This window comes from Pseudomonas sp. VEM90, from assembly GCF_054611535.1.
Map to the genome: position 1 here is coordinate 1 of NZ_JBTRAR010000007.1, position 19,515 is coordinate 19,515.

The 19,515-nt window shown below is 63.6% G+C and carries 13 protein-coding genes; all 13 read left to right on the forward strand.

Annotated features, from left to right (window positions below):
• Window positions 1-591: 591 nt before the first annotated feature.
• Window positions 592-1,341 carry a hypothetical protein gene (locus ACYCCG_RS08880; protein ID WP_339443094.1) on the forward strand — a complete coding sequence of 250 codons (750 nt, stop codon included), beginning with the start codon at window positions 592-594 and terminating at the stop codon, window positions 1,339-1,341.
• A 64-nt stretch (window positions 1,342-1,405) separates the two neighbouring features.
• Window positions 1,406-1,945: a type VI secretion system contractile sheath small subunit gene (tssB, locus tag ACYCCG_RS08885; RefSeq protein WP_003248358.1), complete on the forward strand. Its 540-nt coding sequence runs from the start codon at window positions 1,406-1,408 to the stop codon at window positions 1,943-1,945.
• A gap of 14 nt (window positions 1,946-1,959) precedes the next feature.
• Window positions 1,960-3,462: a type VI secretion system contractile sheath large subunit gene (gene tssC / locus ACYCCG_RS08890; RefSeq protein ID WP_459670074.1), complete on the forward strand. Its 1,503-nt coding sequence runs from the start codon at window positions 1,960-1,962 to the stop codon at window positions 3,460-3,462.
• A gap of 26 nt (window positions 3,463-3,488) precedes the next feature.
• Entirely contained in the window at window positions 3,489-3,971 is a 483-nt protein-coding gene (gene tssE / locus ACYCCG_RS08895) for a type VI secretion system baseplate subunit TssE (protein WP_003248355.1), read from the forward strand.
• Window positions 3,971-5,791 (forward strand): type VI secretion system baseplate subunit TssF, encoded by a 1,821-nt coding sequence (tssF, locus tag ACYCCG_RS08900; protein ID WP_339443095.1) that lies wholly within the window; start codon window positions 3,971-3,973, stop codon window positions 5,789-5,791. The genes tssE and tssF overlap by 1 nt, the downstream gene beginning before the upstream one ends.
• Window positions 5,755-6,825, forward strand: a complete 1,071-nt coding sequence (tssG, locus tag ACYCCG_RS08905; RefSeq protein ID WP_339443096.1) for a type VI secretion system baseplate subunit TssG — start codon at window positions 5,755-5,757, stop codon at window positions 6,823-6,825. The genes tssF and tssG overlap by 37 nt, the downstream gene beginning before the upstream one ends.
• Window positions 6,822-9,419 (forward strand): type VI secretion system ATPase TssH, encoded by a 2,598-nt coding sequence (gene tssH / locus ACYCCG_RS08910; RefSeq protein WP_459670076.1) that lies wholly within the window; start codon window positions 6,822-6,824, stop codon window positions 9,417-9,419. Before tssG ends, tssH begins: the two co-directional genes overlap by 4 nt.
• A 24-nt stretch (window positions 9,420-9,443) precedes the next feature.
• A complete protein-coding gene (gene tssJ, locus ACYCCG_RS08915; protein WP_176684541.1) occupies window positions 9,444-10,166 on the forward strand; it encodes a type VI secretion system lipoprotein TssJ in 723 nt (240 codons plus the stop codon).
• On the forward strand, window positions 10,163-11,506 hold the full coding sequence (tssK, locus tag ACYCCG_RS08920) for a type VI secretion system baseplate subunit TssK (RefSeq protein ID WP_176684542.1): 1,344 nt from the start codon (window positions 10,163-10,165) through the stop codon (window positions 11,504-11,506). The genes tssJ and tssK overlap by 4 nt, the downstream gene beginning before the upstream one ends.
• Entirely contained in the window at window positions 11,503-12,219 is a 717-nt protein-coding gene (gene icmH / locus ACYCCG_RS08925; protein ID WP_176684543.1) for a type IVB secretion system protein IcmH/DotU, read from the forward strand. The genes tssK and icmH overlap by 4 nt, the downstream gene beginning before the upstream one ends.
• A gap of 30 nt (window positions 12,220-12,249) precedes the next feature.
• Window positions 12,250-16,053 (forward strand): type VI secretion protein IcmF/TssM N-terminal domain-containing protein, encoded by a 3,804-nt coding sequence (locus ACYCCG_RS08930; RefSeq protein ID WP_459670078.1) that lies wholly within the window; start codon window positions 12,250-12,252, stop codon window positions 16,051-16,053.
• Window positions 16,050-16,958 (forward strand): type VI secretion system-associated protein TagF, encoded by a 909-nt coding sequence (tagF, locus tag ACYCCG_RS08935; RefSeq protein WP_176684545.1) that lies wholly within the window; start codon window positions 16,050-16,052, stop codon window positions 16,956-16,958. The genes ACYCCG_RS08930 and tagF overlap by 4 nt, the downstream gene beginning before the upstream one ends.
• On the forward strand, window positions 16,955-19,450 hold the full coding sequence (tssM, locus tag ACYCCG_RS08940) for a type VI secretion system membrane subunit TssM (protein WP_339534493.1): 2,496 nt from the start codon (window positions 16,955-16,957) through the stop codon (window positions 19,448-19,450). Before tagF ends, tssM begins: the two co-directional genes overlap by 4 nt.
• Window positions 19,451-19,515: the final 65 nt, after the last annotated feature.

Genomic DNA, 19,515 nt, shown 5'->3' on the forward strand with positions numbered 1-19,515 from the left:
AACGTGGCGACACCACCGGTCGATGTAGGAGCGGGCTTGCCCGCGAATGCGGTGGCGGCTGCGACGGTGAATGATCAAGGATATTGGCCGGCAGGTCCGGCCTATTCGCGGGTAAACCCGCTCCTACGAGCATCGCGCTAGCTATTAGGTTTTGAACAATACAGTTACCCCGCCGGGCGCGACGAAACTCGTCGCATTGCCATCATCCTGACACGCGCCCCCATCCCGCAACGCACAGGCGGCCGGCGCACAAAATGAGAACTGATTCACTTTTTGAAAAAAACTTTTGCCAACGATTTTCATCGCTTTCCAGCCCCTTTCGTACCCAGTCTTTACGGCTTGATCCCCCATCTCCTGCGCCCAAAACACGCTGTCAATATCACAGCGCCATTATTGCGCAGCGTCACACAACGGGGAAAAAATCGCCCCCCTCGCCGGAACTTCTTCCACAGCGAGGTGCCCTACTCGGCATTGCTGGCAACACAATATTCATATGCCAGCACTCAAATTCGCTGCAGCCGAAAGGCGATTTTTCAGGTCCACGCCACCGGCGTTTCAGGACGATCATGCAGGCACATGGACGATGCACCAATGACACAGACATTCGATGTCGAAGCACTGATCAAGCTGCGTAGCCAGACGCGGGTGATCTCCGATGCGCTGAAGGCGCAGGCGGCGGATTACCTTGCCACCGTGGCACCGCTGATCCGTCCGCAAACCCTGTTTGGCGAATACCTGCAAGGCGCACAGCGCAGCAGCGGGCGCGAAACCCAGGGTCACTTCCAGGCCCTGGTCGAACTCTACGAACGCATCGGCTCGGCTGCGCCGTTCCAGTTGGTCACCGAGCTGGAAGTACCGCTCAACCTGATCAGCACCACCCCCGCACTGTTCCCGCTGGAATACGACAAAACCCTGGAACACAGCGGCCAGGTCATCCGCATCACCAGCCCGACCCGCTGGGTAGTGGGCTTCCACGCCTTCGACCTGGCGCGGTTTCGCAACGTCATCAAAGACCCCAACCGCAGCAGCGCCGAGCTGTACCGCTTCGTGGTGCACTACCTGGTGCTGTTCTACTGCTTGAGCAAGTCGCCTGGCCTTGGCCGGCTGTTCGAGGGCCTGCGCTACAGCCTCAGCTTCGAACGCCTCAAGGGCTTTGGCGACCTGCCGTTCTGCGTCATCAGCTCGCCGGTGCGCTCGGAACTGCCCGACGACTCGGTCATCCGCAGCAGCACGCAGATTGCCGGCAACACCAGCTTCGAAGAACTGGTGGGCCGCGACAACATTCTGGAAATGAACGACGAAATCCGTCAGCGCCTGCTGCTGACGATCGAAGGACTGTAACGCGCAGCGCCCGGCACCGGGCCGCGCAATGATTCGCAGCGAATTGCTCGCACTGGAGAACACGATGGCGAAGAAGGAAAGCACTCAGCACAAACTCGACCGCGTTCGCGCGCCTCGGGTCCATATCACCTACGACGTGGACATCGGCGATGCCATCGAGAAAAAGGAGCTGCCCTTCGTCGTCGGCGTACTGGGTGACTTCTCCGGCAACCCGCTGGAGCCGCTGCCCAAGCTCAAGGACCGCAAGTTCGTGTACATCGATCGCGACAACTTCAACGGTGTGCTCAAGGGCATCAAGCCACGCCTGACCTACCGCGTCGACAACACCCTGGCCAAGAACGGTACCCAGCTGGGCGTGGAGCTGAACTTCAACAGCCTCGAAGACTTCGAGCCACAGAACGTGGTCAAGCAGGTCGAGCCGCTGCGCAAGCTGCTGGAAGTGCGCAACAAGCTGGCCGACCTGCGCAACAAGATGGGCGGCAACGACAAGCTCGAAGAGCTGCTGATGGACGTGCTGCAGAACACCGAAAAGCTCAAGACCTTGGGCAAGGAATTCGGCCGTGAAGCCGAAGTGAAAGACCCGTCCAGCGACGATCGCGCCTGAGCAGGAGCCCGAACATGACCGACAAGCAAACCGCACCGCAACAGGCCGGCGACCTGGTCGAAGTGGAAAACTTCGCACCACAGCCCTCGCTGCTCGACAGCATCATTTCGCAAAGCCGCGTGGCCCGCTCCGACACCGAGCGCAACCGCACCCGCGACCTGATTGGCGAACTGGTGAACCAGGTGCTCGAGGGTGAGATGACCCCGAGCAAGGACCTGATCGCCGTGCTCGATTCGCGTATCGCCGAAATCGACGCGATGCTCTCCGAGCAGATGAACGAGATCATGCACGCCCGCGAGTTCCAGCAGTTGGAAGCCTCCTGGCGCGGCCTGAAATACCAGGTAGACCAGACCGAGACCAGCACCACGCTGAAGATCCACCTGCTCAATGCCTCGAAGAAAGACCTGATACGCGACCTGAAGGCCGCCAGCGAATTCGACCAGAGCGCGCTGTTCAAGAAGGTCTACGAAGAAGAGTACGGCACCTTCGGTGGCGCGCCTTTCGGCATGTTGATCGGTGACTACGAGTTCAACCGCAACCCCGAAGACATGTACCTGCTCGAAGAAATCTCGCACGTCGCGGCGGCGGCGCACGCGCCGTTCATCTCGGCCGCTTCGTCCGAGCTGTTCGGCTGGGACTCGTTCACCGAGATGTCCGGCCCGCGTGACCTGGCGAAGATCTTCGACACCGTGGAATACGCCAAGTGGAAGTCGTTCCGCGCCTCGGAAGACTCGCGTTACGTCGGCCTCACCCTGCCCCACGTGCTCGGTCGTCTGCCGTATGGCCCGGATACCACCCCGGTGGAAGAATTCAACTTCGTCGAAAGCGTCGATGGCCGCGACCACAACAAGTACCTGTGGATGAACGCCGCCTACGCCCTCGGCACCCGCGTCACCGATGCCTTCGCCCGCTACGGCTGGTGCGTGGCCATCCGCGGCGTGGAAGGTGGCGGCCTGGTCGAAGGCCTGCCAACCCATACCTTCAAGACCGACGACGGCGAAATCGCCCTCAAGTGCCCGACCGAAATCGCCATCACCGACCGCCGCGAAAAAGAGCTGTCGGACCTGGGCTTCATCCCCCTGGTGCACTGCAAGGGCACCGACTATGCCGCGTTCTTCGGCACCCAGTCGGCGCAGAAACAGAAGCAGTACAACACCGACATCGCCAACGCCAACGCACGCCTGTCGGCCCAGCTGCAATACATCTTCGCCACTTCGCGCATCGCCCATTACATGAAGGCGATCATGCGCGACAAGATCGGCAGCTTTGCCTCGCGCATGGATGTCGAGCGCTTCCTCAACCAGTGGCTGGCCAGCTACGTGCTGCTCGACGATACCGCCAGCCAGGAGGCCAAGGCCAAGTTCCCGCTGCGCGAAGCCCGCGCCGAGGTGTTCGAAGTGCCCGGCAAGCCAGGCGTGTACAAGGCCGTCACCTATCTGCGCCCGCACTACCAGCTGGATGAACTGACCGCCTCGCTGCGGCTGGTTGCCGAGCTGCCACAGGGCGCGCGCGGCTGACAGGCCGTTGTGTACAGGGATGACACATGAGTAACCAGGCCCGCCTGCTGCCCTCGCTGCTCGACCGACTGCTGGACGACCGTCCCTACCAGTCGGCCGAGCCCGCAGCGCAGCGCACCTGCTCGCTGGCCGAGTACAAGGCCAGCATCGTCCGCGACCTCGAAGTACTGGTGAACACCCGCCAGTCCCTGGTCGCCGAAGAGCTCGACGGCTTCAGCCAGCTCGGTGGTTCCATCCTTGAATACGGCATGCCGGACTTCATCAGCCGCAGCGTGCTCGACCCGCACGATCGTCGCCTGATCCAGCAACAGCTGGAGCGGGCGATCAGCACCGGAGACCGGCGCTTTCGCCGGGTCCGTGTCCAGCTGTTGGCCCAGCAGAACGGCCACCGCATGTTGACCTTCCGCGTGGACGCCGTGTTGCGTCTGCAGGACATCAGCCGCCAGGTGTCATTCGACGCCGTGCTGCAGGTCAACACCCAGGAATACAAAGTGCAGAACCTCAACTGATGCTCGACGAACTGCTGCCCTACTACGAACAGGAACTGTCGCACCTGCGCTTTCTCGGCCAGGAGTTTGCTGCGCAGTACCCAAAGATCGCTTCGCGGTTGCTGATCGAGGGCGACAACTGCGAAGACCCGCACACCGAGCGCCTGATCGAGGCGTTCTCGTTCCTGTCTGCGCGGGTGCACAAGAAGCTCGATGACGAGTTTCCGGAAATCGTCGAATCCTTCCTCGAGGTGCTGTACCCCCACTACCTGCGCCCTACTCCGTCGATGTCGATTGTCGAACTGAGCCTGGGCAGGCACGAGAAAGTCACCGAAGCCTACCGCGTGGCGCGCCATACCGAGATGCATGCCAATCCCGTGGAGGGCGTGGTGTGCAAGTTCCGCACCTGCTACCCGGTAGAGCTGTGGCCGATTGCCGTGCAGCAGGCCTCGTTCACAGAAATGGAACGTTCGGCCTTCAATGGGCACAGCGCCGACCTGGTCGCTCGTCTGCGCATCCGCCTGGCAGCCACTGGTGATGCCCTGTTCGGGCAGATGGACATGAACCGTCTGCGGTTCTTCCTCGACGGCGAAGCGACGCTGATGCTGCAGCTGTACGAACTGCTGTTCAACAACCTCGCCAAGGCCACGCTGAGCTTCGATGACCAGGGCCGCAGCCGCGAGGTAGCGCTGCCGGCCGATGCCCTGAAAGCCGTGGGCTACGCCCGTGACGAAGGCCTGGTGGACTACTCCGAACGCTCATTCCTGGGCTACCGCCTGCTGCACGAGTATTTCACCTTCCCCGACAAGTTCATGTTCTTCGACCTCAGTGGATTTGCCCGCATCCTGCAGGGCAAGGCCATCGAGCAGGTAGAGCTCAACTTCTATTTCTCCGACTACGACCTCAGCGAGCGCCTGGCGCGGCTGACCCAGAACATCGGGCGCAACAACTTCAAGCTCAACTGCACGCCGATCATCAACCTGTTCCGCCAGCAGGCCGAGCCGATCAAGCTGACCCACACCCAGCACGAATACCCGGTCACCCCTGATACACGGCTGCACAACGCGGCAGAGGTGGTCTCGATCGACCGGGTACGGCGGGTGCGCAAACTCGGCGGTATCGACCAGGTCGCCACCTGCCAGCCGTTTTTCGAACCCCGGGGCGAGCAAGACCCACACAGCAGCTTCTGGGTCGCGCGTCGGCGAAATCAGGGTGACGCCACTGCCATGAGCATCCGCGTGGTCGACCGCGATCTGGAGCTGATCGATGCCAGCAGCGACACCCTCAGTATCGGCCTTACCTGCAGCAACCGCGACGTGCCGCTGATGCTGCCGTTCGGTGGCGAACGGGGCGATTTCACCATTCCCGCCAACTCGGTGATCAAGGATATCCGCTGCCTGCGCAAGCCCACCGCCACGGTGCGTGTGCCCTTGGGCAAGGGCCTGATCTGGCGGTTGATCGCCCACTTGTCGCTGAACCATCTGTCGCTGGTCAGCCAAGGCCGCGAAGTGCTGCTGGAGCTGTTGTCGCTGTACAACTACCGCAATGTCTCCGCCATTCGCAAACAGATCAACGGCATCAAGGCGATCAGCAGCGAACCGGTGGTCGCGCGCATCGGCCACCCGCGGCCTAATTTCGTGCGCGGCGTCGGCATCACCCTGACCCTGGATGAAAGCCAGTTCATCGGCAGCGGCGTGTTTCTGTTCGGCAAGGTGCTGGACCACTTCTTCGGCCAGTACTGCTCGATGAACAGCTTCACCCAACTGACCCTGCGCACCCAACAACGAGAAAAGAGAGTCGTACAATGGCCAGCACGCACCGGCGATCAGCCCCTGGTCTGATCGATCAGGCCCGAGCCGAGCCGCACCGATTCGAATTCTTCCAATTGGTGCGCCTGCTCCGCCTGCACTACAGCCGCACCGGGCGCATGGACCTGGCAACCCGGCCGCACGAAGACCCGCTGCGTTTCCGTACCCAGCTGTCGCTGGCGTTCCCGGCCAGCGAGGTCAGCGACCTGCACTTCGAGCGCGAAGGCAAGGTGTCGCCAGCCGGCTTGCCGCTGTCGGAAGTGCAGGTCACCTTCATGGGCCTGGTCGGGCCGTCAGGCGTGCTGCCGCGCCCTTACACCGAGCTGCTGCTCGAGCGCCACGTGCAGTATCGCGACGATGCCGCCCATGCGTTTCTCGACATCTTCTCGCACCGCATGACCACGCTGTTCTACGAGGCCTGGCAAAAATACAAATTCCACATCGAGCACGAGCGCAATGGCACCTCGGGCTTCGATGGCTACCTGCTCAACCTGGTTGGCCTCGGGCCGCGCGCCCAGAAACTGAAGTTCGAAGAGCAACCGTCAGCATTGCGTCGTGAGCTGTTCAGCTATTTTGCCGGCCTGCTCAGCCAGAAGCCGCGCAATGCGTTGAACCTTGAACGCATGCTCGGCTTCTATTTCTCGCTGCCGATCAAGGTCCAGCCGTTCGCCGGGCGCTGGCTGCACCTGCAGCCCGAACAATGCACCCAGCTCGGCCGCCGCAATGCCCAGCTTGGCCAAAGCGCCGTCGCCGGCAACCGGGTCTGGGACTACCAGTCATGCATCCGTATCGAGCTGGGCCCGCTGAACCTGGCCGACTACCAGCGCTTCCAGCCGGGCACCGCCTGCTACCGCAAGCTGGTCGAGCTGGTGCGCTTCTATATAGGTGCCGAACTGGATTTCGAAATTGCCCCGCGCCTCAAGCGCGAGGCGGTGCCACGCGCCCAACTGGGCCGCAGCGGCAATGTCGCCCTGGGCTGGCTGGGTTGGCTCAAACGCCCTGGTCGCGACGCGGAGCCTTCGCGTTGCGCCGTCTTCCACATTCCTTACGATGGGGTCGCCTTGTGAACCTGAAGTCTCTGTTCGCCAAGCTCAACGAAACCAGCCGCACGGCCACCGAAAGCGCGGCGGCCCTGTGCCTGTCGGAGCACCACTACGACGTGGAAGTGGAGCACCTGCTGCTGCAATTGCTCGACAACAACGACAGCGACCTGGCGCCGATCCTGCGCCACTACGAAGTCGTCGCCGAACGCCTGCAGGCGCAGTTGGTCACCGCCCTGGGCACCTTCAAGAAAGGTAATACCCGCACCCCGGCGCTGTCGCCACACATTACCCGCATGATCGAGCAAGCCTGGTTGCTGGCCTCGATCGAATACGGCGTAGCCCAAGTGCGTAGCGCCTACCTGCTGCAGGCCCTGCTTGACGATGCAGAACTGCGTCGCGTTGTGATCGCCTCGGCGCCGGAGCTGGAAAAAATCAACGCCGATGACCTGCGCCTGAACCTTGCCGCGCTGGTGGAGGGTAGCGCCGAGTCCAGGCAGGCCAGCCCGCTGGCCAGCCCAGCGGCGCCAGTGAGCACGTCGAGCAAGGCCAGCGGCAAGACCCCGGCGCTGGACCAGTACACGGTCAATCTTACCCAAAGTGCCCGCGAAGGCCGCATCGACCCGGTGCTGGGCCGTGAGTTCGAAGTACGGCAGATGGTCGACATCCTCACCCGCCGCCGGCAGAACAACCCGATCCTCACGGGCGAAGCCGGGGTCGGCAAAACCGCCGTGGTCGAAGGCCTGGCGCTGCGCATCGCCCAGGGTGACGTGCCGGCGGTGCTCAAGGACGTTGCCCTGCACACCCTCGACCTGGGCCTGTTGCAGGCCGGCGCCGGGGTCAAGGGCGAGTTCGAGAACCGCCTCAAGGCTGTGATCGAAGAGGTCAAGCGCAGCCTGCACCCGATCATCCTGTTCATCGACGAAGCCCACACCCTGATCGGCTCCGGCGGCCAGGCCGGGCAGAACGATGCCGCCAACCTGCTGAAACCGGCCCTGGCCCGTGGCGAGTTGCGTACCATCGCTGCCACGACCTGGGCCGAATACAAGAAGTACTTCGAGAAGGACGCCGCCCTCGCCCGCCGCTTCCAGGTGGTCAAAGTGGAAGAGCCCGATGAAGACAAGGCCATTCACATGCTGCGCGGCCTGCTCGGCAAGATGCGCGAGCACCACAAGGTGGCGGTGATGGACGAAGCGCTGGTGCAGGCGGTACGCCTGTCCAACCGCTACATCACCGGCCGCCAGCTGCCCGACAAGGCCGTCAGCGTGCTCGACACGGCCTGTGCACGCATTGCCCTGGCGCAATCTTCGCTGCCCGGCGCACTGGAAGACTGCCGCAGACAGATCGACAACCTGCAGGCGGAAATCGGCGTGCTCGGCCACGAAGCCGGCAAGGGGCACGACCATGCCCGCCGCCTGGAAGCGCTGCAGGCTGCCCTGCAGGCCGAGCAGCAGCAGGAACAGCAGCTCAATGCCCAGTGGCAGCAAGAGCTGGAGCTGGTCGAACAGCTCAAGGCACTGGACGCCGCCAACGATGCCGACGCCCAACAGCTCAATACCCTGCGTGCCGAGCTGGCGCGCGTGCAAGGCGAGCAGCCACTGGTCCACGCGCTGGTCGACAGCGGCGCCATCGCCCAGGTCATCAGTGGCTGGACCGGCATCCCGCTGGGCAAGATGCTGCGTGACGAAATCGATACCGTGCAGCGCCTGCCGGCCCTGCTAGGTGAACGCGTGCTGGGCCAGGACCACGCCCTGCATGAGATCGGCAAGCGCATCAAGATTTCCCGAGCGCGCATGGAAGACCCGAACAAGCCGATTGGCGTGTTCCTGCTGCTAGGCCCCAGCGGTGTCGGCAAGACCGAAACCGCCCTGGCCCTGGCCGACACTTTGTACGGCGGCGAGCGCAACCTGATCACCATCAACATGTCCGAGTACCAGGAGGCCCACACCGTGTCGAGCCTCAAGGGTTCGCCACCCGGCTACGTCGGCTACGGCGAAGGCGGCGTGCTGACCGAAGCGGTGCGCCGCAAGCCGTACAGTGTGGTGCTGCTCGACGAGGTGGAAAAAGCCCATCCCGACGTGCTGGAACTGTTCTTCCAGGTGTTCGACAAGGGCGTGCTGGACGATGGCGAAGGCCGCGAGATCAATTTCCGCAACACGGTGATCATCCTCACCTCCAACACCGGCACCGAGCGCATCATGCAGACCTGCCTGAACGCCACCGAGCTGCCGATGCCCGAGGCGATCGTGGAAGACCTGCGCGACCAGCTCAACCATGTGTTCAAGCCGGCCTTCCTCGGTCGCCTGAGCATCGTGCCGTTCTACCCGGTGCAGGACCAGATCCTCGAGCGCATCGTCGCCCTCAAGCTCGAACGCATCGCCAAGCGCTTCGCCCGCAACCACCAGGCCGAGCTCAGCTATGACCAGGCACTGGTCAAGGCCATCGCCGCCCGCTGCACCGAGGTCGACAGCGGCGCACGCAACATCGACAACATCCTGTCCCAGACCCTGATGCCCGAACTCGCCCAGCGCGTGCTCGAGCGCATGGCCCAGGACGCGCCGATCCAGCACCTTGCGATCGAGCTGGGCAGCGATGGCGATTTTGCCTATCGCCTGGCCTGACCAGTACCCGGAGGTTTTGCCGTGATGCAACACAAGCACATCGTCCTCAAACGCCTGACCGCAGCCGCCTTGCTGGTAGCGCTGGCCGGCTGCGGGGTCACCGACCGTATCGGCAAACGCATGGAAGACAGCTGGGCGGCCGACATGCTGGCCGACAGCGAAAAGGTCATCCTGACCTCCGACGGCGGCAACCAGCTCAACCCCGATGCCGAGGGCAACCCGCTGTCGGTGGTGATGCGCGTGTACCAGCTGACCGACCTCGAGCGCTTCGCGGCTACCGATGCCGAGACCCTGTGGGACGCCCCGCAGAAAGCCTTGGGCAGCACCCTGGTGGAGACCCGCGAGATTACCCTGTTGCCTGGCATCGGCCAGATCGACCAGTGGCCGCTGGCCAAGAGCGCGCGCTACGTCGGCGTGGCGGCGTTCTTCCGCGATGAGCAGGACGCGCGCTGGAAAGTCGCCTTCGACGCCAATTCGCTGCGCAAGGACGGTATCTGGTTCTCCTCCGACGGCCTGCGGGTGCTGGTGGACAACACCGAAATCAGCGCCATGCGGGGCGTGGACGTACTGAACAAACCGCCGACCGCCGACCAGCTTGCCGCTGCGCAGAAGGCCAAGGATGCCGAGGCGACCCTTAGCGACAAGGTGCAGGACGCGGTCGTCGACAAAGCCACCGACGCCGCCAGCCAGTCGGCCAGCAACGCCATGGATTCAACCTTCAATTCTTTAGTGGATAGCGTCAAATGAGCAAGCAGAGCCGGGTGATGTGGTCGGAAGGCATGTTCCTGCTGCCCCAACACTTCCAGTATCAGGACGAATTCCATCAGCACCAGTTGGCTGAGGCGACCCTGCGCAGCACTCCTTTCCATTGGGGAGTTCAGGCGCTGCAGGTGGACGAGGACGCCCTGGCCACTGGTTCACTGCAGCTCAAGCGCCTGAAGCTGGTGTTCCCCGATGGCAGCCTCTACGACGCGCCGCAGCACGATCCGCTGCCGGCCGCGCGCGACCTCAAGGATCTGCTCAAGGCCAACGACCTGAAGGTGTATGCTGCGCTCAAGCTGCCCGAGCCATTCGGCCGCAACTACGTCGAGGATGGCCACGAACACAAGGCTGCTCGGCGCTTTCGCAAGCAGTTCGACACCCTGCCCGACCTTAATGAAGGCGAGCTGGAGAACGAAATCACCAGCTTGCGCCTGAACGTCGTACTGCTGGTCGACGGTGACAGCCTCGACGGTTACAGCCACTGCCCCCTGGCCAAGCTGACACGCAACAGCATGGGCGGTTTCAACCTTGACCCGCATTTCGTCCACCCCACCTTGCATCTGGGCAGCCACGAGACCATTGCCGGCATCGGCAAGCGCCTGCTCGGCGCCCTACAGGCCAAGAGCAAGGCGCTTTCCGGCCGGCGCCGCGAGCGCGCCGACCAGATCGCCGAGTTCGGCTCCAGCGATGTCACCCTGTTCTGGCTGCTGAACACGGTCAACCGTGCCCACCCGCAGCTGGCTCATCTACTGGCCCACCCGCGCCTGCACCCGGAGCGCCTGTACCTGTTCCTGGCCGACCTGGCCGGCGGCCTGCTGACCTTCACCCTGGACACCCAGCTCAGCGACATCCCCGAGTACGACCACCACGACCCGGCCGCGTCGCTGGTCAAGCTCGACGAAATGATCCGGGTGATGCTCGACAACGTCGTGCCCAACCAGTGCATTGTCATCAACCTGACCCAGACCAAGCCATCGCACTGGCAAGGCCAACTGCACGACCCGCGGCTGGCCGAAGCCGACTTCTATATCGCCGTGCACGCCGACATGCCCGGCGCCAGCCTGCTGGAGCTGGTGCCCCGCGCGTTCAAGGTCGGTTCGCCGGAAGACATTGAAGTGGTGGTCAACAGCGCCATGCCGGGTGTCACCCTCAATCATGCCGCGCGGCTGCCAAACGCGATTCCGGTGCGCCTGGACAACCAGTACTTCGCCATCGAGCCACACGGCACTGTGTATGAGCGAATGATCAGCGCCCAGGCCATCTGCTTCTATGCGCCCAGCGCCTTTACCAACCTCAAGCTTGAACTGATGGCGGTGCTCAAATGACCGAAGCCGTACTGCAACAGGGCGCCGTCCCGGCTGCCAGCGACAAACCGACGCTCAAGGACCTGGTCCAGGACTTCATCAGCATGGCGTTGATCGTACGTCGCGGCCGCCAGGTCACCTCGGTGCAGGCCTTCGAAGGTAGCGTCGAACGCTTCTTCGCCAACCTGGAACGTGATGCCCGTGCCGCCAACTACAGCGTCGAGCAGGTCAAGGACAGCCAATACGCGTTGTGCGCCTTCCTCGACGAAAGCGTACTGCGCTCGGACGACAACGCGCTGCGTCGGCACTTCGAGCTGCAGCCGTTGCAGTTCCGCTATTTCGGCGTGCACCTGGCCGGCGAAGGCTTCTTCGAGAAGGTCGAGGCGCTGCGCGCCGACGTCAAGCAGAACATCGACGTACTCGAGGTTTACCACCTGTGCCTGGCACTGGGCTTCGAGGGCAAGTTCAGCCTCGGCCAGAAAGACCAGCTGCGTTACCTGGCCAATACCCTGGGCCAGGATATTGCCCGCTACCGCAAGGCGCCCAAAGCCCTGTCACCGGACTGGGCACTGCCCGACCCGGTGTCGCAGATGCTGCGCCATGAAGTACCACTGTGGGTGTATCTGGCGCTGATCGCGTTGGTCTGCGTCGCCGTGTACCTGACGCTGGACTGGTTGCTGGACAAGGACGTCGCCGCCCTGTCCGAACAAATCCGCCAGCTGTTCAGTGCCTGAGCACATACCAGGTAGCCGAGTCAGGAAGACATGAAAACATTACTGCGTCTGTTGAAAAGTTTCTGGGTGCTGCTGCCATTGCTGTGGCTGGCTAGCCTGTTGATTTGCTGGCTGGCCGCACCGCTGGTGCCGTGGCTGCGTCATCACGTGCCTGAAGCGCTGGCAATCATCAGTGCCTGCTTCCTGCTGGTAATCGTGCTGCGCCAATACCAGCGCATTCGCGCCGAACACAACCTGGAGAACCTGCTGCAGATCGAGGTCGACCGCTCGTGGAATGCCACTGGCGAGTTCCGTGACCAGCAGGTGCTGCGTGAGCGCCTGAAGCACGCCATCGCCATGCTGCGCACCGACCGCTCCGCGGGTGGCGGCGGCAAGGCGGCGCTGTCCGACCTGCCCTGGTACCTGGTGGTCGGCATGTCGGCAGCCGGCAAGACCTCGCTGCTGACCCATTCCGGTCTGTCGGCCAGTATCGCTACGGCCAACGACAGTGAAAGCGGTACCCAGCACTGCGACTGGTACTTCAGCCCCGACGCCGTGATGATCGACACCGCCGGGCGCTACCTGCGCGACGACCAGTCGGCCAGCGAGTTCTCGGCCTTTCTGCGCATGCTGCGTAAGCAACGCGGCAAAGCGGCGATCAATGGCCTGGTCCTGGTGGTCAGCCTGCCCGAGCTGCTGGCGGCCAACAGCGATGAGCGCAATGCCCTCGCGGCCCAGCTGGTGGCACGGGTGGAAGAATACGCCGAATGCCTTGATGCCAACCCGCCGGTTTACCTGATGCTGAGCAAGACCGACCAGTTGCCGGGCTTCAGCCAGGCTTTCGACGGCCTCGACCTGCACGATCGCCAGCAGCCGCTGGGCATGACCTTTGGCCTTTCGGAAATCCGCACCAACGGCCTGCACGCGGTGCTGCAGACGCGCCTGAAGAAGCTGCAAGCTCATATTCGCCAGCACGTCGACGCGCAGATGATCGCCCTCGGTGCCGAAGCCGACAGCACCCTGCTGAATTTCCCACAGTACTTCGCGGCCCTCAGCGGTGTGCTCGAGCAATTCCTCGAACACTTCACCCGCGGCCATCGCGGCGGTGCCCCGCTGCTGCTACGTGGCCTGTACTTCACCAGTGCACTGCAGAACGGGCAGCAACTGGGGCAGGTCTATGAAGACGTCATCGCCGACGAATTCTCCCTGCAGGCCGCCTACGATGAGCAGGCCGGGCACGTCGGCAAGGCCCTGGGCAACCGCAGCTACTTCATCACCGACACCTTCCGCCAGGTGATCTTCCCCGACCGCGACCTGATCCTTTACCAGTCGCGCCTGGGCCGCCAGGCTGCGTTCAGCCCGCTGCTACTGGGCCTGGCCGCCGCCACCGGGTTGCTGTTCATCGGTTGGCAAGCGCTGTCGTTCGCCAATAACCGTCAGTGGCTGGACAGCCTGCGCGGGCAGCTGGCGCACATCGAGCAGGCAGCAGACCGCGAGCAGCAGCTGGCCGCAGGCAAGGGCCTGGAAGTGCTGCGTGAACAGATGGCCAACGTCGAAGCCCATCGCCTGCAGGGAGTGCCCTTGCAGCTGGGTGGTGGCCTGTACCAAGGTGAGGCGATTCACCAGGTGACCCGCAGCGCCTACCTGGCGCAGCTGCGCAGCCAGGCGCTGGAACCGATCGCACGCAACCTGCAAGTGCAGATGCGGGCGTTCAACACCTTCGCCAACGGTATCAACCAGGAGCTGGAATTCACCCCGGCCCCGCTGCCGAAGAAACGCAATGGCAAGCCGCTGGCCCCTGCCGTTGCAGCCAGGGCAAAGGCCGCGCTGGGCAACACCCGTGCTGGCGCCTATGCCGCCAAGGTCAACCTCGCCACTGCCAGCGATGGCGCCGAGCTGTCCGCCGCCACCGGTGGGCTGTCACTGTCCGAAGAAATGCTCGGGCGCCTCGACGAGCAGCAGGTGGCGTCGATCATCGAGGCCTACAACACCCTCAAGCTGTACCTGTTGCTGACCGAGCCCCAGGGCCATCCAGACCCGGCCTTCGTCGCTGCCAGCCTGCCCCAGGCCTGGGCCAGCGCCGCCGCCGAAGGCACCGCGGCCGACGAAGGCGTGATCGCGGAAAATGCCCTGCTGTACGTGCAGTTGCTGGAACAGGGCCAGGCGCCGTCGTTGCCGCGCAACGAACAGCTGATCAACGAAACCCGGCAGAACCTCAAGTCGTTCATGATTTCCAGCTCGCTGGTCGATCGCGAGTACCTGCGCCTGCAGCTCGAGTCGAGCCGACAGTTCCCGGCACTGAACCTCAACGACCTGGTCCCGCAACCGGGCCGCGCGCTGCTGTATGGAACCGCTGGCGTGCCGGCGATCTACACCCGCCAGGGCTGGGACACCTTCGTCAAGCCCGAGCTGATCAAGCTGGTGTCGGGCAACCTGCGCAACGAATCGGACTGGGTGCTGGACGGCGAAGGTGGCGATGCCATCGTGCAGAAGGCCAACTTCGTGCGCGAGTTCATGACCCGCTACAAGCGCGACTACACCCAGGCCTGGTACAAGATGGTCAGCAGCGTTGGCGTGCGCCACTTCGCCGACCTGGCCTCGGCGACCCGGCAATTGGGGCTGCTGAGCGACGTGCAGAACTCACCCGTGAAGAACCTGTTGCAGGCGGTCAACGACAATACCCGGTGGGACCTGCCGGTCAAGCAAGCCATCCCGGCCCCCGGCAACACCCGCGATGATGGTTTCTGGAGCAAGGTCACCGGTCTGTTCGACGCCAACGACACCCTGCCCGCCAACGTCGCCCCGGTCCTGCCGGCGGTGGACGACGGTAGCCTGGCCAAGCGCTTCGAGCCGGTGGCGCGGGTGTTCGCCGAAAACAACGCCGAAGGCGCCGACAGCACCATCATGGACCGCTACCTGGCCGCCTTGCGCAAGCTCAAGGTACGCATGAACAACATCCAGCGCTCGCAGGATGTGGGCAAGAGCAGCAAACAGTTGATCAGCGAGACCCTGGAAGGCCAGCCGAGCGAAATCACTACCGTGCGCAACTACGTGGAAAGCAGCGTCGACACCAGCCAGGATGGCCTGTCGCGCTCGCTGCAGGGGCTGTTCAGCCTGCCCATCCAGTATGCCTGGGCGACCCTGCGCGATCCGGCCGGCCAGCAGATCGCCAAGGCCTGGGCGCAGCAGATCGCCAAGCCCTGGGAGCAGGTGATGGCACACCGTTACCCGATTGCCGGCAGCAGCCGCAACGAGGCTTCGGTGAAAGACCTGCAACGCTTCGTGGATCCCGACAGCGGGCTGCTGCCGGCCTTCAAGCGCAACGAAATCGGCAACCTGGCCGGTGGCGAAGGTCTGGGTGTGGGCGATGGCAAGGGGCCGGCGCTGGTCAACCCTGGCATGCTCAACAGCATCGACAAGGCCAGCTCCGTGGGCCAGGTGATCGCCAGCCTGTCGGACCGTGACAACGGCTTCGAAATCATGCTGGAGCCTTCAGCCAACTTCACCGACATCGTCTTCACCCTCGATGGCCAGGAGCAGCACTACCGCAACGGCCGCAGCAGCTGGAACCGCTTCGCCTGGCCGGGCAACAGCAACGCTCCGGGCGCGCGCCTGGACGTCGTCACCCTGAGCGGCACACGGGTCACCGTGTTCGACTTCCCTGGGCGGTGGGGCCTGCTGCGCATGAACGAGAGCGCTCGGGTCGACGACCTTGACGGCATTCAGCAACGCTTCAGCTGGAACACCGCCAGCGGCCGCGTAAGCCTTGTCGTGCGCAATTTCGGTGGGGTCAAGCTGACCGATCTGGGTGACGTCAAGGCCCTGAGCGCCCTCAACAGCAGGGGCGCGCAATGATCGGTTGCTTCGGCAAGCTGCCGTCGAGCGCAGATTTCGTCAGCCTGCATGGGGCGGCGGAAGAAGTCTGCGAGTTCGACGCCTGGTTGCAGTCATCGCTGGCAGCCATGCGCTACCGCGATGACTGGCAGGCGTTGTTCGACGCGCTGCCGATGTGTTTTTTCACCTACCGCGCACGCAACGGCAACTGGCTACTGGGTGGCCTGCTCAGCTCACGCGATGCCAGCCAGCGGCGCTACCCGTTCTTCATCTTCCAGTTGCTCAAGGGCGATGACAATACTGGGCTGGTCAACCCGTTCACGCTTGGCGAGCTGTTCAGCGCGCAGATCAAGCCGATGCTGCACCAGGCCGTGCAAGGCGCCGACTGCACCCGCCTGTTCGAACGGATCAAGGCCTTGCGCCCGCTGCAGCGCCAGGACCTGGACCTGTTCCGCCGGGTGCACGCCAAGTTCCTGCATGATTTCAGCTTCGCGGATGTGGCCCGTGCCCTTCATGGGTCCTGGCCTGGTTTCGACAGTGCCACTGCCCTCGCCCACCTGCAGCTCGGCCGTGCCTCGCTGCAGGGCGACTTTGCAGGCGGCATCGAATTGCCGTTGCCGGCCGAACGTGGCCTTAAAAACCCCACTGCCGACCTGTGGCTGACCTGGCTGGCCCGCATGAGCGAACACCGAGAGCTGCCGGCAGTGAGCCTGTTGGCCGACGACTTCATGCACCCGCAGCTGTATTGCTTCCCGGCGCGCCACGCCAGTTGTGCCTACCGCCTGCTCAGTGGCTGTGCCGACCCGCGCCAGCACCTGGAGTTGCTCAGCCCGCTGACAACGGTGCCACGGCTGCACGATTACGACCGCCCCCTTGAACATGTCATCGACCAGTTCGTCGATGCACTGGATGCGACGCCTGTATGAACAAGCTCAAGTACTACTACCTGCGCTACCAACCCTACCTGCTGGGCGTGGCGTTCTTCCTGGCGATCTTCCTGGTCTGGGCCATCGGCCGAGCCTTCGGCTTCGCCTCGCTGCACAGCCTGCTGGCCGGGATCGGCGTGTTTCTGCTGCTGTCGGCGGGCTATGTACTGCTGCTGTACCGCGGAGTGGGTCAGCACCACAACCTTGAAGGCCTGCTGCGCGACGACGCCGACCAGGCCGTACTCAGTGCAGCCCCGGCCGACCGGGAAGAAGTCAGCCTGTTGCGCGAGCGCCTGCTGCAGAGCATCGAGCGCCTGCACAGCAACAAGCCGCGCGGTACCTCGACCAAGGATGCGTTGTATGCCCTGCCCTGGTACCTGGTCATTGGCCAGCCTGCCGCCGGCAAGAGCACGATGATCCTGCAGTCGGGCCTGAACTTCCCCTATGCCGAGCGCGAAGGCGTGCGGGTCGCGGGCCTGGGCGGCACACGCAACTGCGACTGGTTCTTCAGCTCTGAAGCGGTACTGCTGGACACTGCCGGGCGTTACATGAACAGCCCCGAGGAAGCCGGCAAGTGGCGCGGCTTTTTGCAACTGCTGCGCCAGCACCGCCAGCGCCGTCCCCTTAACGGCTTGATCGTCAGCGTCAGCATCGCCGATATCCTGCATGGCTCGGTCGAAGACCAGGAGCGCGTGGCCAAGCGCCTGCGCGAACGCATTCAGGAAAGCTGCGCGCTGCTGGAAGTGCGCCTGCCAATCTACCTGGTGTTCACCAAGTGCGACCTGATCCCTGGTTTCACCGCGTTCTATCGCCAACTGGACGACGCGGCTCGTGGTGAAGTGATGGGTAAAACCTTCTCTCACAAGGGTTACGAGCAAGCCGACTGGGGCCAGCGCTTCAGCATTGCGATGGACGAGCTGACCCGTTACTGGGGGCAGATGGCGAGCCAGCAGCTGGTGCAGCAGGACATACAAGTCACCCGGCGGAACGACGCTGCCTACCGCTTCCCGCTGGAGCTGGCCGCGCTCAAGCCGCGCCTGCATCAGTTCGTCGACAGCCTGCTGCGTGCCAACCCTTACCAGAATGCCGAAATGCTGCGCGGTTTCTATTTCACCGCGGCGCTGCAGGCAGACGAGGCTCAGTGGGGTTGCCACGGCCAGCATGTGGCCGAACGCTTCGCGCTCGAACACGCAGAAGGTACGGGCACTGCCGGCAGCCAGCCGGCGCCGCTGTTCATCAACAGCCTGTTCCGCAAAGTGATCATTCCCGACCAGCATTTGGTGGCGCTTTACACCAGCAACCACCGTGAACGCCGGCGCAAGGCCGGGTGGGTTGGCGCAGCCGGCCTCGCGGCACTGGTGCTGTGCAGCCTGTGGGGCTGGTCGTACCTGAACAACCGCGCCACCCTGGCCAGCATTGCCAGCGAACTGGCCCAGGCCAAGGCCGACGACCAGGCGGCCAGCGACCAGTATACCGCCTGGCGAAGCCTCGACCGCTTGCGCTTCTGGGCTGCTCACTACCATGAGCAACACCACGCAAAGGGCGTGCCCCTCGGCATGCGCCTGGGCCTGTACCAGGGCCATGAGGTCGAGCCGCTGCTGCGCGACCGCTACTTCGCCACGTTGCAGAATGTGATGCTAAAGCCCACGGCCGATAATCTGACCCGCACCCTGTACCTGCTGACCACGCTCAAGGTCTACCAGCGCAACACCCGTGAGCTGCAGCCAGTGAGCGGCATTGACAGCGTAGAGGCCGAGGCCCTGCCCCATGACAACCGCGCCCAGTCGATCGCCAATTTCGGAAAGGCGGCCCTGGACACTTATGTGATGCTTTCTCCGGGCCAGCGCGAGCATGCCGACCCGGCGTTTCTCAAGGCGCACCTGCCGGACTACTGGTACCCGGCCATCGCCCGCCATACCGGCAACAGCATGGCCGCCGCTGGCAGCGAGGCCGGTGGCAACCAGGACTACCTGTACGCCAGCCGCCAGATCACGTTCTACAGCGACCAGATTCGTGAACCAGATGTACCGCGCATTCTCGACAACGCCTTCCTGATGTCCAGTTCGCGCAACTACATCGATAGCCTTCGAGCCCAGTCACTGCGCGCGATCGAGACCATCACGCTGGAATCCGACACCCTGTTCGCCTTCGGCCGCGCCGACTTCCAGAGCCTGAAAAACGAAGGCCAGAACCAGCTGAGCGCAATTGCCAGCAAGCTGCTGAACACGCCAAATATCGGCAAGATCATCATCTCGGGGCACGCCGACCAACTGGGTGACAGGCAGAGCAATCTGCAGGTTTCGAAACAACGGGCACAAACCATCCGCACCTATCTGGTTGGCAAAGGCGTACCTGCCGAGCTGGTGGTCGCGCAGGGCGAAGGCAGCCGCAAGCCATTGGTCAACTGCGACATGCAACAACCGCGAACGCAGTTGATCAAGTGCCTGGAGCCCAACCGCCGGGTGGAAATCGAAGTGCGTGGGCTTAACTGAGCCACGCCACAATAACCGGTCGCCGGGGCCTCACAGGATGAGGCCCGGGCGGCGGCAAGCTACCT

Excerpts from the sequence above, each read along its gene's own strand:
- ACYCCG_RS08880 (WP_339443094.1), top strand. The coding sequence starts at position 592 with ATGACACAGACATTCGATGTCGAAGCACTGATCAAGCTGCGTAGCCAG.
- tssB (WP_003248358.1), top strand. The coding sequence starts at position 1,406 with ATGGCGAAGAAGGAAAGCACTCAGCACAAACTCGACCGCGTTCGCGCG.
- tssC (WP_459670074.1), top strand. The coding sequence starts at position 1,960 with ATGACCGACAAGCAAACCGCACCGCAACAGGCCGGCGACCTGGTCGAA.
- tssE (WP_003248355.1), top strand. The coding sequence starts at position 3,489 with ATGAGTAACCAGGCCCGCCTGCTGCCCTCGCTGCTCGACCGACTGCTG.
- tssF (WP_339443095.1), top strand. The coding sequence starts at position 3,971 with ATGCTCGACGAACTGCTGCCCTACTACGAACAGGAACTGTCGCACCTG.
- tssG (WP_339443096.1), top strand. The coding sequence starts at position 5,755 with ATGGCCAGCACGCACCGGCGATCAGCCCCTGGTCTGATCGATCAGGCC.
- tssJ (WP_176684541.1), top strand. The coding sequence starts at position 9,444 with ATGCAACACAAGCACATCGTCCTCAAACGCCTGACCGCAGCCGCCTTG.
- tssK (WP_176684542.1), top strand. The coding sequence starts at position 10,163 with ATGAGCAAGCAGAGCCGGGTGATGTGGTCGGAAGGCATGTTCCTGCTG.
- icmH (WP_176684543.1), top strand. The coding sequence starts at position 11,503 with ATGACCGAAGCCGTACTGCAACAGGGCGCCGTCCCGGCTGCCAGCGAC.
- ACYCCG_RS08930 (WP_459670078.1), top strand. The coding sequence starts at position 12,250 with ATGAAAACATTACTGCGTCTGTTGAAAAGTTTCTGGGTGCTGCTGCCA.
- tagF (WP_176684545.1), top strand. The coding sequence starts at position 16,050 with ATGATCGGTTGCTTCGGCAAGCTGCCGTCGAGCGCAGATTTCGTCAGC.
- tssM (WP_339534493.1), top strand. The coding sequence starts at position 16,955 with ATGAACAAGCTCAAGTACTACTACCTGCGCTACCAACCCTACCTGCTG.